8 protein-coding genes are annotated in these 16,092 nt (G+C 67.1%); 2 read left to right on the top strand and 6 right to left on the bottom strand.

Features of this window, described 5'->3' with window-relative positions; translation table 11 throughout:
- The first annotated feature begins 201 nt into the window (after positions 1-201).
- Entirely contained in the window at positions 202-1,884 is a 1,683-nt protein-coding gene (aspT, locus tag AC1DGP_RS21015; RefSeq protein ID WP_476769656.1) for an aspartate-alanine antiporter, read from the top strand.
- Between the two features lie 259 nt (positions 1,885-2,143).
- Positions 2,144-2,467, top strand: coding sequence for a hypothetical protein (locus AC1DGP_RS21010; protein ID WP_441490985.1), 324 nt, complete (start codon positions 2,144-2,146; stop codon positions 2,465-2,467).
- Positions 2,468-2,599: 132 nt separating this feature from the next.
- On the opposite strand, the gene AC1DGP_RS21005 is transcribed toward AC1DGP_RS21010, so the two are convergent.
- The 6 genes from AC1DGP_RS21005 to ampH form a co-directional block, all read right to left on the bottom strand.
- Positions 2,600-2,800, bottom strand: a complete 201-nt coding sequence (locus AC1DGP_RS21005) for a hypothetical protein (protein WP_441490986.1) — start codon at positions 2,798-2,800, stop codon at positions 2,600-2,602.
- A gap of 344 nt (positions 2,801-3,144) precedes the next feature.
- Entirely contained in the window at positions 3,145-3,954 is an 810-nt protein-coding gene (locus AC1DGP_RS21000; RefSeq protein WP_441507779.1) for a class I SAM-dependent methyltransferase, read from the bottom strand.
- 33 nt (positions 3,955-3,987) lie between these two features.
- Positions 3,988-4,668, bottom strand: a complete 681-nt coding sequence (locus AC1DGP_RS20995) for a peroxiredoxin-like family protein (RefSeq protein ID WP_441507778.1) — start codon at positions 4,666-4,668, stop codon at positions 3,988-3,990.
- Positions 4,669-4,686: 18 nt separating this feature from the next.
- Positions 4,687-7,980 (bottom strand): adenylate/guanylate cyclase domain-containing protein, encoded by a 3,294-nt coding sequence (locus AC1DGP_RS20990; RefSeq protein WP_476776603.1) that lies wholly within the window; start codon positions 7,978-7,980, stop codon positions 4,687-4,689.
- A 250-nt stretch (positions 7,981-8,230) separates the two neighbouring features.
- On the bottom strand, positions 8,231-14,854 hold the full coding sequence (locus tag AC1DGP_RS20985; protein WP_476832497.1) for an autotransporter domain-containing protein: 6,624 nt from the start codon (positions 14,852-14,854) through the stop codon (positions 8,231-8,233).
- A gap of 20 nt (positions 14,855-14,874) precedes the next feature.
- Positions 14,875-16,086, bottom strand: a complete 1,212-nt coding sequence (gene ampH, locus AC1DGP_RS20980) for a D-alanyl-D-alanine-carboxypeptidase/endopeptidase AmpH (protein WP_441507775.1) — start codon at positions 16,084-16,086, stop codon at positions 14,875-14,877.
- Between the last annotated feature and the right edge of the window lie 6 nt (positions 16,087-16,092).

Genomic DNA, 16,092 nt, shown 5'->3' with positions numbered 1-16,092 from the left:
CGGCCGCGCTACCCGCGCGGTGGCGCGTGGCTACCGCCAGGCCTTCGATGCCTACAATCTCGCTCTCGCCAAAAAGCCCTGACGCGCGAGAGCGGCAGGAGTGAAGGTGTGGGCAGGTGATTTCCTGCGTTCGGCAACCATCGGACATTCGATCAGTCACGACTTGATCGCATGTCCGAGTTCAATGCTGCGAGGCAAAGCATGAACTACGTCGTCGAAGCCCTGCGCAACAATCCCGAGCTCGCCATCTTCCTGACGATCGCTCTCGGCTTCCTGATCGGCAAGGCGAAGATCGGAGGCTTCAGCCTCGGCGTCGTCGTCGGCTGCCTGCTGGCGGGCGTCCTGGTCGGCCAGCTCGACGTCAAGGTGCCCCCGGCCGTGAAGACGGTCTTCTTCGACCTCTTCCTCTTCACGACCGGTTACAAGGTCGGCCCGCAGTTCTTTCGCGCCCTGAAGCGAGACGCGCTTCCACAAATGGCACTGACGGTGGTTCTGTGCGTCACATGCCTGCTCGTGGCGCTCGGCTTCGCGAGATTGCTGAACTTCGACATGGGCACGGCGGCCGGGCTTCTTGCCGGGGCGTTCTCCGAGTCGACCGTCATCGGAACGGCGGGCGAAGCGATCCAGCGGCTGAATCTTCCGCAGGCGGAGCGGACCGCGCTCATCAACAATATTCCCGTCGCCTACGCCGTCACCTACCTGGTCGGGACGGCGGCCCTGGTCTGGTTCCTGCCGAAGGTCGGGCCCAAGCTCATGGGTATCAACCTTCGCGAGATCGCGGCACAGCGCGCGGACAAGGCCGGTCCGGGCGCCGATGTGGAGGGCGTCACCTCCGCTGCCCGCTTGTTCGACGTTCGCGCCTATCGCGTCGAAAACCCGGTTCTGACCAACAAGACGATCACCGAGATCGAAGCGCTCATCAAGGAGACCCGTGCCTTCATCCTGCGCGTTCGCAGCGGTGTCGTGCTGTTCGGCCACGCTTCGGATCGCAGGATCCAGGCCGGCGACATCATTGCCATTATGGCGCGCCATGAGGTTCACGCCGCCCGCGGCGACCTGATCGGCCCCGAGGTGAGCGACCCCGAGCTGCTCGACATTCCGCTCGAGGCGCTCAACGTCATCGTGACAGCCCGCAGCATCGACGAGAAATCGTTGGCGGAACTGGTCGAAGCGGAGTTCGCGCGGGGGGTCTTCCTGTCCAAGCTGACACGCTCGGGCATTGAGATGCCGATCGAGCCGACGACACGCGTCAATCGTGGTGACGTCATGTCGTTGGTCGGGCCGTTGCCGGAAGTCGAGCGGGCCGCGACCGAACTCGGCTATCCCGACCGCCGCACTTCGGCCACCGACATGGTCTTCGTCGGCTTCGGGATCTTCCTGGGCGGCTTGTTCGGTCTGCTGACACTGGTCGTCTGGGGCGTGCCACTGACACTGACCGCCAGCGGCGGCGCGCTCTTCATGGGGCTCGTCTTCGGCTGGCTGCGCTCCGTCTACCCCTTCTACGGTCGCATTCCCGAGCCGGCGATCTGGATCTTCGATACGGTCGGGCTCTGCATGTTCATCGGCATCGTCGGGCTCGGCGCCGGCCCAAGTTTCGTCTCGGGCCTGAAGGCGACCGGCGTCAGCCTGATCCTGGTCGGCCTCGTCTCCGCGCTGCTGCCGCATACCATCGGCATTCTGTTCGGGCGCTACGTCCTTAAGATGGACCCGCTCATCGTGCTCGGCGCCTGCGCCGGGGCCGGCACCATCACGGCGGCGCTCAGGGCCATCCAGGACGAGGCCCAGAGCAGCATTCCGGCGCTGGGTTACACAGTGCCCTATGCCATCGGCAATATCCTGCTCACGGCCTGGGGGCCGATCCTGATCGGAATCATGTCGCGTTAGGGCAGCCGATCTGTTGCGGGTCCGTTTCCACGCTGTGGACATCCAGCCCCTGGCGAAAGCTCAGGTCGCGCGTGCTTTCGGGTATTCGAGGAAAGAACCGTGGCAGTGCGCGGGTTGATCGCAGCAGAGATGGCGCTCTCCTTATCTCACAAGGAGCTTCGTCTGATGGGCGCTTCCTGAACAGAGCCGAACAATTCCGTTCATCCTGCGTTCCCTTTCGGAAGGCTTTAATCGCCGGGAGGAAAGAAGGAGAACCCCGATGCGTCGGTTCTTGATCACAGCCACTATCGTCTTGGGCGCGGCCGCAACCATGGCCGGCCTCGCGCCCGCAGCTCACGCCAGCGAAGCGATTGCGCCCTCGATTGCGCAGCAGCTCGACAAGCAACCGTTGGCGTTCGCCATGACCGAGGCGAAGCGGGAACGCTTGATGATCATCCAGGGCAACATGGATCGGCAGCGATATTACGGCCGCCGCGATGGCTATAGTCACGGCTACGGCTATGGTTATGGCCGTCGCCATGGTGGTCCGCCGCCCTGGGCGCCTGCACATGGCTACCGCCGGCACCATTATGAGCGCTGGTAGGCTCGCTCCCGCGGGATAATTTCCCCGCTGAATAGGCGGAGGGCCGGCAGGCGGCTCTCCGGAATGGTCGAGGCTCCGGTCTCATAAGCTCGGAGCCTTGGTCATGGGAGCCACGCGTTAGGCTCGAGCAGGTCAGCCTTGTGCATCGTCGCGCGCGTGTCGCCGCCGACTTCGTGCGTGCCGCCAGAACGCGACAAGCGCAATCAGGGCGGTGACCAGCAGGAGTGAAACGCCCATCTGGATCAGTCCGAACTTGTGTGCGCCTGGAGGCACAAACCACCCGGCGACGACGGCGGCGACGTTCAGAACGGACTCAACGAAGCGGTCCAACATCTTGATCCCCTTTCCCAAAGCCCGTTTCAGGAGCAAGTCGCTGAACGGTGGCGAACGAGAGGACTCTCATCCTCATTTGTCGGGGGTGCCCGCTCGCGGTGCAAGCAAATTCTAGAAGATCCTGCCCGCAAAATTCATTCTGGAAGCAGTATTCAGCGGCATCGGGCTGCCTGAACATTTCCGAGCCACTTGCGAAACCGGGATGCGCCCGGACTACCCTTCAGTCAGCTGCTACAGCCGCGCAAATCAACCAGGTCTGGCGTGCGCCATCCCAGGGCTTTCTGCCCTCGGGCGGTGTTGCGGCGGCCAAGCTAACAGCTGATCGAGGCCTATGCCGGTGGTCCTTATCCACCGCCGGGAACCACCCCCCGGCAGGCCCAGGCGACCGCCGCAAATGAGCGCGGGCCATCAGGTTGGCCGGCCTCATAGGCGGCCCTGACGGCTTCACCGGCCTTTGCCCGGGACGCCGGATCGAGCCCCGCCACATATTTGCCGAGCGGCCCCTCCCCGGCGGCGAACGGGTCCCAGTAGTCAGCGAAATTCGCGTAATCCATCCTGATCATAAGCGAGGTCTGTTCGACGCTCTCGAGGCCCTGCGCCGTGAAGGTCTGCCGCATTTCGTCGGGCCTCATCATGGGCTGGAAGCAGTAATGAGCGCGCAGGCTTCGCGCCTGCTCGTCCTGCGCAGCGAGGGTGTCCAACATCATGCGCATCCCCGACATCCCGCCGAGATGATCCCAAACGGCGGCTGCGACAACGCCGCCCGGCCGCACGACGCGACGCATTTCGGCAACCGCCTTGTCGGCTGCCGGCACGAAGTGCAGGACGAGCAGCGACAGGGCCCGGTCGAATTCGTCGTCGGGGAAAGGGATGGCGCAGGCATCGCCCTCCTTGATCGTGATCCGCGGATCACTGTTCCGGCGCCGGGCCTCCGCGACGAAGATCGGTGAAAAGTCGATCGCCGCGACCTCGGCGATTTCCGCTGCCTGGGGCAGCGCGAAGGTCAGGCTGCCTGTGCCGCAGCCGACGTCGATGACGCGCTCGCCATGGGCGATACCGGCGAAATCAATGAACGGGCCGGCAAGCTGACGGCTCCAGCGGCCCATGAGCTGCTCATAACCGCTGGCGCTGCGGACGGTGAAGCTGGACGGCATGGTGGGGCTCTCCTTGCTCGCTGAAGAACCTCCCTACTGCGCAACCTGGGAAACGGCCGACATGAGCTCCTGGGGGTTCGGCGCCCCGAACATGTAACGCCCCCCTTCCGGAACTTCGGTGAAGCACCAGCGCACGATGCCTTGCCGGTCGAGCAGGAACTGGCCGACAAGCTGGCCAAGGCCTGTCGCCTTCATCTCCAGGTCGGCCTCGGTCAGTTCGTAACCGTCCTTGTTGTCGAGGAATTGCGACCCCGCCAGCGGGTCGAGCGGTCCTGGCGTCTCGCCGGAAATCTCGACCCGCATACCCAGCACGGCGGCCATCGAGACCTTGTGCGGCCACGCCGTCTCGTTCTCCGTGAATTCGAGATTTGGCAGGCCAAATGCCTGGTGGGAGGTTCGTTTAGGGTCGGAGGCGGCGATAAGATTGGGCATCGGATGATAACGGAAATAGAGCCGCGCGCGTTCAATCGGCGTGTTGACCACGGTCAGGCTCTCGACGCCCGCAGCACGGAGCGCCGGATCGAGCTGCGCCTGGGCGGCGATATGGCGCCGGCAGAAGGCACAGTGCAAGCCGCGGTACAGGCCGACCAGCACCGGCTTTTGACCGCGAAAGTCGTCGATCGCGATCTTTCCCTCGCGGGTGATGGCGTCGAGCACGACGTTCGGTGCCCTGTCGCCGGGTTGAAGAGGAACCATGTCGGCCTGCGCGAGCATATCCAACCTCCTCCGCGGTCAATCGAGGAAAGGCAGCACCACGAGCGCTTCCGGGTCGAGCCCGTGCCGGGCGCAGACATCTTGCGCCAGCGAAAAGTAACGGTCGGCTTCCGCCAGATCGTCACGGTCGAGATTGAGTGTTGCGAGACCATCATAACATGGAAAGAGCAGCTGCGGCTCGCCCGTTTCGCGGGCAACGTCGAGCGCTTCGTTGTAGAAGCTGGCCGCGATGTCTGGTTGCCCCTGGCATTGGTGAATCTGCCCGAGCACGATCAGGGGCACAGGCAGGTGCTCGCGCTGGTCGAGCGCACGGTCGATCTCCACCGCCTTCTCCGCCGCCGGAACGCCCTCTGTCGGGCAGCGGTCCGTGAATGTGCAGCAGGCGACCGCCAGATTGGTGAGGAGGCGTGCCTGGAAACCCAGATCGCCGATACGCCGCGATATCTCGAGGCCGCGCCGACACACCTCCATCGCCTGCACGGGATTGATCGTTGTATAGAGCACGCCGAGATTGGTGTAGCCGCGGCAGGCGGCGCCAGGCAGGTCGGCAGCTTCAGCCACCTCTATGCTTCGCTCCACCTCGCGCACTGCTTCGCGGTTCCGCCCGAGCCGGGCCAGCGCGACGCCCTTGGTGTTGAGCGCTTCCGCAGTCACGAGCGCTGCCTCGCGCCCGATCCCGGAGGCCTCGTCCCGGGTCAGCGTGCACGCGCATGCGAGCGCAGCGTCGGCCCATTCTGCTGCACGCGCGTGGTCGCCGGTCCGGAACGCCAGGCGGCCGCGTTCCTGCCAGAGATGCGCCTGCTCGATCGGTGCGTCAGCTCCGTCGAGAAGTGTCGCGGCCTCGGCGTAGCAGGCTTCGGCCTTGTCGCGCTTGCCGACATCCCAGAGCAGGCGGCCGATCTTGCGAAGAACCCGGGCCGAGGCGACGCGGTCGCCGTTCTCGCGATAGACCCGCAGCACCATCCCATAGTGCTCATGCGCCAGCGCACGGCGGCCGGTCGGGCCACAGAGATCGGCAATCCGCTCGCCGACCTGCAACCTGACCCCTGTCGGTTCGGCCGTCGCCAGCGCCGCGAGCGCCTGCTCGTAGAAGCGAAGGGCGTCATCATTGGCATAGATCATGCGGGCGCGATCACCGGCCTCGCGCAGGTATTGCGCGCCCTTTTCCCGCTCTGCGCTCAGCCCGAAATGATGACCGAGCACGGTCAGATCTTCGAGCCTTTCGGGACTTTCGCCGCACAGGCCTTCGAAGGCGGTGGCGATCTGCCCGTGCAGTTCGGTCCGTCGTAGCAGCAGCAGATTCTGGTAGATCACATCGTGCAGCAATGTCTGCGTGAAGCGGTAGCACTGCGACGAGATTGCGCCTGTCCCGGCCTTCTGGATGATTTCCGCGTCGCCAAGCAGTTCGAGCCCGGCTTCGAGCCTGGCGGGGTCGGCGGTCACCGCTGCAAGCAGCGTCGCATCGAAGCGAGGGCCAATGACCGCGGCTTCCTGCGCGAGACGCCGCGCCTCCTGCGGCAGCCGGTCGAAGCGGGCGAGCAACATCGCCTGGATCGTGTCCGGGATGCTGACTGCCGCTTCGCCCGCCACGATCTGCCAGTGCTGGCCGTCGCGCTTCAGCACGTCGAGCTCGATCAGGCTGCGCACGATCTCCTCGAGGAACAGGGGGTTGCCGCCGGCGCGCTCGAGGATCCTCTCAGGCAGCGCCCCGATGGAACTCAGCCAGCCCTCTCCGAACAGGGCCGCGAGCAGGCGGCGTCCGTCGCTGTCTCCAAGCTGCGTCAGCCTGAGCGCGGTATGGCTGAAGCGGCTTGAGTCCAGCGGGTCGTTTTGCTGCGTGGGGCGATGAGTGACCACCAGCATCAGCCGCGATCGGTCCAGCCTGTCCATCACGAAACGCAGCGCTTCCAGCGATACCGTGTCAGCCCAGTGCAGATCTTCGACGACGATCAGCAGCGGCGATAGCGCCAGGCGCCGCTCGATGATCGTGCAGACAGCATGGAGGATTTGCCGCCGCAATTGCTCGGGCTCGACATGCTGCAAACTTGCCTTGGGGTCGCCCAGGCCGAGCACATGGTAGAGCAGCGGCATCAATCGCTCCGCCTCTTCGCCCGCCATGCCAAGGTTGGCCAGCAAGGCTGCGAGCTTCAAGCGCATCTCGTCGGGAGCATCGTTCTGCATCACCCCGGCAGCGCTGCGCACGACTGCGCCGATGGCGCCGAAGGACTGTTCGCCAAGCGGCGAGCAGGCGGCCTGCCGTACGGCAACGTCGCGAAAGCGCTCCTCGCAGCCGAGGCGGCCGACGAACTCGTTCACCAGCCGAGATTTCCCGATGCCGGCCTCACCGACAAGGCGCAGAAGCTGCGCCTGGCCAGCACAGGCCTGGTCGAGACTCGCCAGCATGCGCTGGAGCTCCGCATCGCGGCCGATCAGCGGTGCGCTGAGGCCGAGTGCATCGAGCCCACGCGCTGCACGGGGTGATGCGAGCGGTCCACCCAGCCGATGCACCAGCACGCTGCCGGACCTGCCGCGAAGGGCGACCTCACCGAGCGAGGTATAGGAGAAGGCATGCCGGGTCAGCCTATAGGTCAGCGGCCCCACCAGGACCTCGCCCGGGGCGGCCAGCGATTGCAGTCTCTGCGCTGTATTCACCGTGTCGCCGGTCACCGAATAGGATTTCGCAGTACCGACGCCGAGACCTCCAGCAACAACCGGCCCGGTGTTTATGCCGAGATGGAGCACCATTTCAGCGCGCCCGGCGGCGGAGCTTTCGCCGAGCCGCGCCGTGCGGGCGATCATGTCGAGCGCAGCGCGGAGCGCGCGTTCGGGATCATCCTCATGCGCGACAGGTGCGCCGAACAGTGCGAGCAGCGCATCGCCGATGAACTTGTCGACAAAGCCACCGAAGCTCTGCACGGCCGCGGTCAGTTCCGTGAACAACGCGGTCTGCAAGGTCTGGACGACCTCGGGGTCGAGCCGCTCGCTGAGCGCGGTGAAGCCGCTGAGGTCGGCGAACAGGACCGTCACCGTCCTGCGATCCGCATCGGAGACCGGCGGCGCGGTTGTATGGTCCCTTTCAACGTCCGGAAGCGGTGCTGGCATCCGGGAATCCAGCGCAGCGATTGCTCTCGACGCGGACGCTGTCTGAGGAGTGGCCCTCGCGGTGGTGCGGGCGCCGCATTGCGGGCAAAAGGCGAAATCCGGCGCACAGAGAAAGCTGCAACTCGAACACGGCACGGGCTGGCGCACGCCGCATTTCGGGCAGAAGGCAAAGCCGCTTTCGATCTGGAAACCGCAGCCCGAGCAGTCCATCGAACAAGACCTCGCGGGGCCGTAAAAGCCTGCTCTCGCTTCACGCTTTGCCGCACGGCCTTCATGAGGTTGAACCCATAACGGCCAGGCTGCAAGCGACGGCGCGATAACGGAATCAGTCGGCCGTTCCTACCAGGCGAGTTGGCCGGTCGGGCTCTCGGCGGCAGCCGATCGCGTCGGCGCGTCCTGCGCCATGAGCGATTTGCCGTCGGGCCGAGAACGTTCCTGCGTGCGCGGTCGTCCCCTGCCCTCAGAACCTCATTCCAAGCCTGGCGTTGAAGCTATGGTCGGTGGCGCCCCGCGCGAGCTGGCCATCATAGGCGATGCTGAGCTCGGCCGCCGGCGTGAGCTTCATGCCGATGCCCGCGCCGACCACCAGCGCATCGCGGGCGATCGGAACGCCCGCGATCGAGAACGGGGCGCCGCCGGCGAAGGCCTGGAGCGAGAGTGGCGTCAGGTCGCCGCCAGCATGGCGCCAGCCGAGCGTGCCGTTGAGCTGCACCGTGCTGCTGCCGAGTTCGACGCTGGTCTGCGCACGCAGGCCGAGCGTGGCGAAGGTCACGGCGGTGGTCTGCGGGCCCGCGGACAAAGCGGCGATGCCGCCCGTCTCACGAAAGCCATCACTGCGAAGGTTGACATAGGCCAGATTGGCGAACGGCTCGAACACGCCCGGCCCGAAGTCGAGACGATAGGCGATCTCGCCAAAGGCCTGCAGGGAGTGGGCGCCGTAGCCCGACAGAAGCTGCTCGCCGCTGCCAGGGAAGGAGACCGAACGCCGCATCGAGAGATCGTGCCAGGTAAAGTTCGCCGCGCCGGTCAGGCGGAGACGATCGAAGCGGGCCCCGCCATAGAGGCCGATCGTGTAGTTGTCCGCGTCCGCCTGCGACCTGCGGCGCGCCACCTCGAAATGCGAGCGCGAATATCCCGCCATGATGCCGGCCCGACTATCCGCCGTGGCAGCGAGGTCGAGGCCGGCGACGAGGCCGTTGGTCGAGCGCGTGAGCGAGGCGGCATTGCCGTCCCCTTGTGTCTGCCCCCAGGAGCCGAAGCCGCGCGCCCATAGCGCCAGGCTTTCCGCCGGGGCCGTCGAGATCGCCCCGTTGCCCGAAGCATAGGCCAGCGTCGCGATATGCGGCGCGCCGATTCCGTCGAAGGCCGCGCGGATCCGGTCGGAAACCGCACTGCGCACGATCTGGCTGCCTTCGATCAGCACGGTCTTGGCCGAGGCGTGAATCTCGCCGGACAGGCTGTCGAATGCGCGTCGGCCTTCATCCTCGTCGCGCAACTGCGTGAAGCGCTGCCAGAGCGGATTGGCCTCGTCGAGGCTCTCCAGGCCGAGGCTGGTCTGGGTCTGGTTGCGGGTCTGTGCGAGAGCGGAGAAAGGCAGGTCGTTGCGCAGCAAGGTCAAGGTGACGCTGGTCGCGTCATAGCCCAGCGTCGGATCGAGGAAGAGATAGCGCGAGCTGACATCGTCGAAACGGCCCTGCACGCCCCGATCGGCGGTCAGGATCGTATAACGCTGGTTCGCTCGATAATTGCCGTCCTCACCGAGATGCACCACCGAGCCGCCGCCGAGCCGTGCCGCACCACCGGCACGGATCAGGTCGCTCGACATGCCGCTGGCATCGACCTCGACCTCATAGCTCGCGCCCGGCTCGAACGCGATGTCGCCGGTAACCGTCAGCGTGCCGATCGAGTTGCCGGGCGCGATCGTCGCGCCGGAGCGGATCGTCGTTGCGCCGACGGAACCGCTGCCCTGAAGTCTGGCGCCAGCGAGCACGTCGATCTCGCCGCCAAGGGAACCATTGACCACGAGCATGCCCGCCGACACCGTGGTCGTGCCGGAATAGCCCGCGCTATCGCCGCGCAATTCGAGCCCCCCGCGGCCGGTCTTGTCGAACCGTCCCGTCCCGGAGAACACGCTAGCGATGCTGGCGTCTCTGCGCTGATCGAACACGACCGTGCCGTTATTGGCGATGTCGCCGGAGATCGAGGCTGCGTCGCCGACGAGCCTGCCCGCCGCGACGACGGTGCGGCGATAGAAGTTGGTGCCGGTCAGCGTCAGCGTTCCCGCCCCGGTCTTGATCAGATCGCCGAAGCCATAGACCCCACCCGTCAGCGTCGCGTCGCGGCCATTGGTATCGACGGTGCCGTTGCCCAGCAGCAGCACGGTGCGGCTGGTGTCGAACGCGGTGCCGAAGCGCAGCGCGCCGCCGAAGAAGCTGATCGCCGTGCCCCGGGCGCCGAGATTGCCGTCGGACGCGACCTCGAGCACACCAGCCCTGATCACCGTGCCGCCGGAATAGCTGTTATTGCCGGTCAGGATCGTCGTGCCGCTGCCGGACTGGACGACGCTGCCGCTGCCCGAGATGGCGCCGGCGAAGACGTAGTCGTTCGTGCGGTTGAAGCTCAGAAGGGCGTTGTTGACGACATCGCCGGCGAGTTCGCCGGAGGTCCCGCCATTGCCGATCTGCAGCATGCCGGCCGCAATCGTCGTGCCGCCGCCATGGCTGGCGCTTCCTGTCAGTGCGAGCGTGCCCCAGCCGTCCTTCACCAGGCTGCCAGTGCCGCTGACTGCCCCACCGAGGGCCAAGGTTGTGCCCGCGATGGTCTCGATCGTGCCCGAGCCGGTGAGCGTGACCGCGCGGCTGCTGGTGATGTCGGCGAGCGTCGCCAGCCGGCCTCCCCCGCTCAATGCAAGGCTGGAGGATGCATTGCCGAGATTGGCGTCGGCGATGATGGCCAAAGTGCCGCCGCGGATCGCCGTGCCCCCGGAATAGCTGCTCGTCCCCGTCAGCAACAGCGTGCCCGCACCTGCCTTCGCGACCCGTCCGGCGCCGGTGATGCTGCCGGCGAAGGCACTGTCCTCGGCCTGGTCGACGGTCAGCGTAGCCGTGCCGAGCGCAATCTCGCCGCCTGTGCCGGCGAGTTGGCTCATCGCCAGATGATAGCTGTTGAGATCGAGCCTGCCGCCGGTCAGGACGTAGCCGGTCATCCCTGGCAGGGCTCCGGCGCTCTCTGCGATCAGCGTTCCGGCCGTGATGAGCGTGCCGCCGGACCAGCTGTTGCTGCCTGAAAGCGCGAGCGTACCGGTGCCCCATTTGATCAGCCCGCCCGCGCCGCCGAGCCCCCCGGTGAGCCGCAGCGTCGTGCCAGTATCGGTGTCGATGGCGCCGGTGTCGCGCAAGGCGATGCTGCGGCCGGAGGTGAAACTCGCGGTCGTATGGAGCGCGCCATTGTCGAAGGTGAGGCCGCCCGCACCGCCAAGATTGCCGTCATCGGCGATCTGAAGCGTGCCGCCCCCGATCTCCGTGCCGCCGGTATAGGTATTGGCTCCAGACAGGATCAGCGTGCCGTCGCCGGTCTTGGCGAGACCGTCAGAGCCAGTAATCGTCAGGGCGACCGTTGCGGTCTCGCCGTCGAGGACGCGGATCTCCGGCGTCGTGATGACGAAGCTGCCGTTATTGTAGCCGCGCAGGTTCAGGCTGCCTCCGGCCCCGTCGACCAGCGTGTAGCTGCCGCCCGCGAATTGCAGCCCGACGAGGTTCTGCTGGCCGTCAACGGTAACGGTGCCGCCCGGACCGCGGAAGACACCGTAGCCGCTCCCCCATTGCGTCGGAGTGGCGCCGGCATAGTCGAACCAGTTCTGGCTTCCGGCATTCCAGGTGCCGGATGCGCCGCCCGCCGATGTCGTGCCCCAGAGTTGCAGGATGTTGAGGCCGTTCTGCTGGACGAGCAGGTCGACCTTGCCCGCCTGCGAGATGTCGATTCTGTAGTCATAGGCGAACGGGCTGGTCGCCGGCGTGCTCCCGATGCCGAGGCCGCCGCCGGAGAGGGCACCGGTATAGGTGAAGACACGATGGAAGCCGATCATGGGCTGAGAACCGGCGCCGATGTTCAGTATCCCGCCATTGAGGGCGAGGTTTCCATTGACCTGTGTCGTGGCGGAGTCGATCGGGGGGGCGTCGGCGCTGCGCAGTTGGTAATCGTAGTTGCTGCCGGCGTTGAGTGTCAGCGTGCCGTTGACGATGAGCGGGGCGGCATCCGATGGCCTGATGGTGCCGCCTGCATTCCCCGTGAGGTTGCCGTTGACGGTCAGCGAGGTCGGGCCGGAGGGCGCCAGGGTGCCGCCATTGCCGATCGTGATCGCACCCAGGCTGCCCTCGCCTTCGACACGGCCGCCAGCATTGAGCGCGATGGCGCCGCCGAGACGCGCCGAGCCCGCCATCCTGAGCGTGCTGCTCGCCACCGTCACAGCGCCCGAGAAACCCGAACTGTCGCCCGTCAGGATCGTCGTGCCCGAGAGCAGCCGGATCGTCCCCGCGCCCGCGCTGGCGCTGGAGAGCGCCGCATCGAAGCGATAATCCGACGCCGTGTGGTTGAAGACGAGCGCACCGGCTGTCGAGATTTGCACGCCACCGGTTTTCAGGAATCCGGGAGCGGCTGCCGGAGCCCCGGCACCAGCACCGATGTTCAAGGAGCTGGGGCCGTAATCCTTCAAGGCGATGACATATTTGCCGGTATCGATCAGCCCGCCATCCGAGACCGTCGCGGTTGCGGCTGCGCCGCCGAGCCCCGACAGGGTGAAGGCCTCGACGCCATGATAGAGGGCATCCGAATTGACCGTGGTCAGCACGGAACCGGCACCTGTGACGACGAGGCTGCCGGCGACCGCCACCGTGTCGCTCTGGACCCGACCACCATCGGAGATGAGCAGCGAACTCGTGCTGCCGACGCCAAGTTCGGCGCGCTCGAGGTAGCCGGGGCCGCGATGCACGGTCCAGCGCGAGCCTGCACCCGTGACGACGGCATCGGAGCCGGGCGCGCCGGGCTTGCCGCCGATGATCGTCTCGCCATAGCTGTCGAGGCTCCCGCCATTGGCGATCGTCATATGACCTGAGCCGTCGATCCCGAGGTACAGCGCCGAATAATTGCTCCAGTGCGACCCTGGCCCGGAAATGAGGACCGTGCCGCGAGAGCCGGCCTCCTTGCCGATGATCGTGGCGATCCCGAGCTGGGGCTGGAAGAGCGTGAACAGGCTGGTCAGGGTACCGCCATTCGTGATGGTCAGCGACGCATCCCCCCTGTCGCCCACGACCATGGGGACAGCATTGTTCCATTTGGCCGCGGAACCGGAGATCGTGACGGCAGCATGGGAGCCCGCATCAGGCGCGATGACCGCCGTCGTGCTGGAGAATTCCGCCGCACCGGACAGGACGAGCCCGCCATTCCTGACGCTGATCGTGCTGAAGCTCGCCGCGCCCGTCACGGTCCAGGTGCCCGGGCCGTCCTTCGCAAAGGTGCCGAAGGCCTGGCTGGCATTGCCCAATGCGCCGAAGTCGAAACCGGCATTCTGCCAGCCTCCGAGGACGAGCGTGTTTGGATTGCTGTCGTCGCGGGTCAGGACGACAGTGCCGAGGATGCGATAGCCCGCCTGCAATTCCAGCGTATTGCCGCCGCCGCTCAGATTGATGGCATCGGCACGCGACCCGTCGGGATTGAGCCCGCCTTCGATCTGCCCGGCCGTGACGATCCGAACGCCGCCGCCGCCCGACACAGCACGCCCGCCGCGCCCGTTCTGGCCCGCAGTGCCATCATGGCCGGGATCGATATTGTACGACCCATATCCTGCCGCGCCGGCCGCCCCTCCAGCGCCGCCCTTGCCGCCGGCAACGAGTCCTCCGGCCTGAACCTCCAGGCTTCCGCCGGCGGCGAGGACGAGACCGTCACCGCCATTGCCGGCGCTGCCGCCATGGCCTCCGTCGCCGCCGTTCTTGCCCCCGCCCCCCGTTCCGCCGATGCCCCCGGCACCGCCGTCACCGCCGCGAATGACCGACTGGTTCTGGACGATGATCGGGCCGGAGCCGGAGGCATAGAGCCCGGCTGCGCCATCGCCGCCATTGCCGCCGCTGCCGCCATAATACCCGTCCCCGCCATCGTCTCCCCAGAGGAAACAGGGCAGGCCCGGAGGGCAGTTCTGGCCGAGCACACCTCCCGCGCCGTCCCCGCCCGTACCGCCGGCACCGCCTGCGCCGCCATTGCCGCCCGAAATCACCGACCTGACGAGGACTTCTCCGGACTGCAGCAGCACCAGCCCGACCCCGCCGCCGCCGCCACCGCCGCCACCGCCGCCCGCACCGCCATAGCCTGCCCCTGGGATCGGTCCAACCAGGCCGACGGCACCGGTGCCGGCCTTGCCGCCTCTCGCGCCCGCGCCACCGCTGCCACCGAGAATCGGCGCGGTGACGAAACTCGCGCTCGGATCACTCAGGATCGCGCCGGTACCACCGCCGCCACCGCCGCCGCCGCTGCCGCTGTCATGCCCCCAGATGCCACCGAAGGGCTGGCCGTCGCTGCCGTCTCCGCCAACCGCGCCTGCCTCACCGGCACCGCCCGTGATCGCTTGGCCGCCCGGTAGCGGGCCGGAACCACTCCTGCCGTCGAAGCCGATGGCACCGGCACCGCCGCCATCGCCGCCGCCTTTGGCATGCGCGCCGCTACCCCCGGCTCCGCCCAGGCCGCCGTTGGCAGTACCGCTGCGCTTGTCGCCGTGCCGGCCGCCGCCGCCGCCGCCTCCCCCGCCCGCGAACAATCCCGAGCCGGCGCCCGCTCCGCCAGCGACAGGCTTGCTGACGCCATGGCGGCCGCCCGCGCCGCCGCCGCCCAGCGACTGGGCTGCGGCCGGAGATGCGCCGATCAGGATGGCGCCGAGCATGACGCCCCCGGCCAGGGCTCCGGCGATGGCCGTGGACGAGCGCAGCGCAGCCCGCTTCTGCGACAATGCCGCGCCGTGATATCCGCGCAAGCTTGCAATCGGCGTCCGGTCAGGACGCCGGCTGATTTCAAAGGCCAGGCTCGGCCGCGCCGCCGTCATGCCCCTGCCGTCCGCAACGCTCAGCGCCCTTCTGCCGCGGGCACGAGTTCGGCAGCGAGATCCCGGACCGCCTGCCGTATCCCTCCGAACATGGCGAAGTCGACGCGGCTGGCGACGACGAAGATGCCGAGCTTGCGGTTGGGCGAGAGCACGACATAGCTCATGAAGCCGCCGATGCCGCCGCTCTTGCCGAGCAGCAGCGGCACGCGTTCGCGCGCCGGGCTGACGATCCAGCCCAATCCCATCCCGTCGGAATCCGTGGCCTCGACGCCAACGAGGCGCGCAAGTCCGTCATGGGGCCGCCAGAGCGCATGCGCGAGTGTCCGCGCCGGGCGCCCGGCCGCGTCATCGGCCAGATGCCAGCGCATCCATTTCACCATGTCCTCGGCGGTGGTGTAGATGCCGGCGCTGGCCTGCATCACCTCACTTGCCTCCCAGTTCGGATCGGGCTTGCCGAACGGATCGAGCCCGGTCATCAGTCGGGGCTTCTGAGCCTCCGAGAGACGCAAGCCCGTGTCCGCCATGGCGAGCGGCGCGGTGATGCGCTCGCGCACCAGTTCGGCAAACGGCTTGCCACCGGCCCTGCCGAGCGCGTCGCCGAGCAGGCCGAAGCCGAAATTGGAGTACATCGCGGTGGTGCCGGGGCGGTAGGCCGGGCGATGACCCGAGATCCAGTCCCAGTAATAGGATGCCTTGAAGGTCGCGAACGGGTTCTTCTCTTCCGCCGGCGTCGCTGGATCGGCCATTTCGCGCGGCAGTCCAGCCGAATGCGTTGCGAGGTCGAGCAACGTGATCGGCCGGTCGGCGAAATCCAGCGGAGCCTTGCCGGGCGGGGCATAGCGACTGAGCGGAGCGTCGAGGGCGAGCTGCCCGGTTGCGGCCATCGCGGCAAGCACATCGGCCGCGAAGACCTTTGAAACCGAACCGACGCGGACGATCGATCGGCGGTCGGGCTCCTTGCCGCTGCCCGGCGCGGCTTCGCCATAGCCCGCGATGACGCTGTCCTCGCCCCTGACGACGGCGAGGATCAGCCCCGGAGCGCGCGCGTTCAGGAACATCGCGACGCCGGCCATCGATGCCGCATCCTGCAGGGCCAGATCTTCGGCAGCGGCTTGGCGCTGCCAGCCTGCGGACAGCACGACGGCCAACAAAGAGACGACGGCTAACCTTGCCGCCTTGCGTCCCGGGATGCGTCTGGAGGTTGGAGCGGTGACGGTGCGGCGGAGCGGCATGGGCAA

It is taken from the genome of Allobosea sp. 05T433 (assembly GCF_056396065.1).
This window is presented reverse-complemented; position numbering and strand designations above follow the sequence as displayed.

Coding starts and splice junctions, on each gene's coding strand:
- AC1DGP_RS21010 (WP_441490985.1), top strand. CDS start 2,144: ATGCGTCGGTTCTTGATCACAGCCACTATCGTCTTGGGCGCGGCCGCA.
- AC1DGP_RS20990 (WP_476776603.1), bottom strand. CDS start 7,980: ATGGACTGCTCGGGCTGCGGTTTCCAGATCGAAAGCGGCTTTGCCTTC.
- ampH (WP_441507775.1), bottom strand. CDS start 16,086: ATGCCGCTCCGCCGCACCGTCACCGCTCCAACCTCCAGACGCATCCCG.
- AC1DGP_RS20995 (WP_441507778.1), bottom strand. CDS start 4,668: ATGCTCGCGCAGGCCGACATGGTTCCTCTTCAACCCGGCGACAGGGCA.
- aspT (WP_476769656.1), top strand. CDS start 202: ATGAACTACGTCGTCGAAGCCCTGCGCAACAATCCCGAGCTCGCCATC.
- AC1DGP_RS20985 (WP_476832497.1), bottom strand. CDS start 14,854: ATGACGGCGGCGCGGCCGAGCCTGGCCTTTGAAATCAGCCGGCGTCCT.
- AC1DGP_RS21000 (WP_441507779.1), bottom strand. CDS start 3,954: ATGCCGTCCAGCTTCACCGTCCGCAGCGCCAGCGGTTATGAGCAGCTC.
- AC1DGP_RS21005 (WP_441490986.1), bottom strand. CDS start 2,800: ATGTTGGACCGCTTCGTTGAGTCCGTTCTGAACGTCGCCGCCGTCGTC.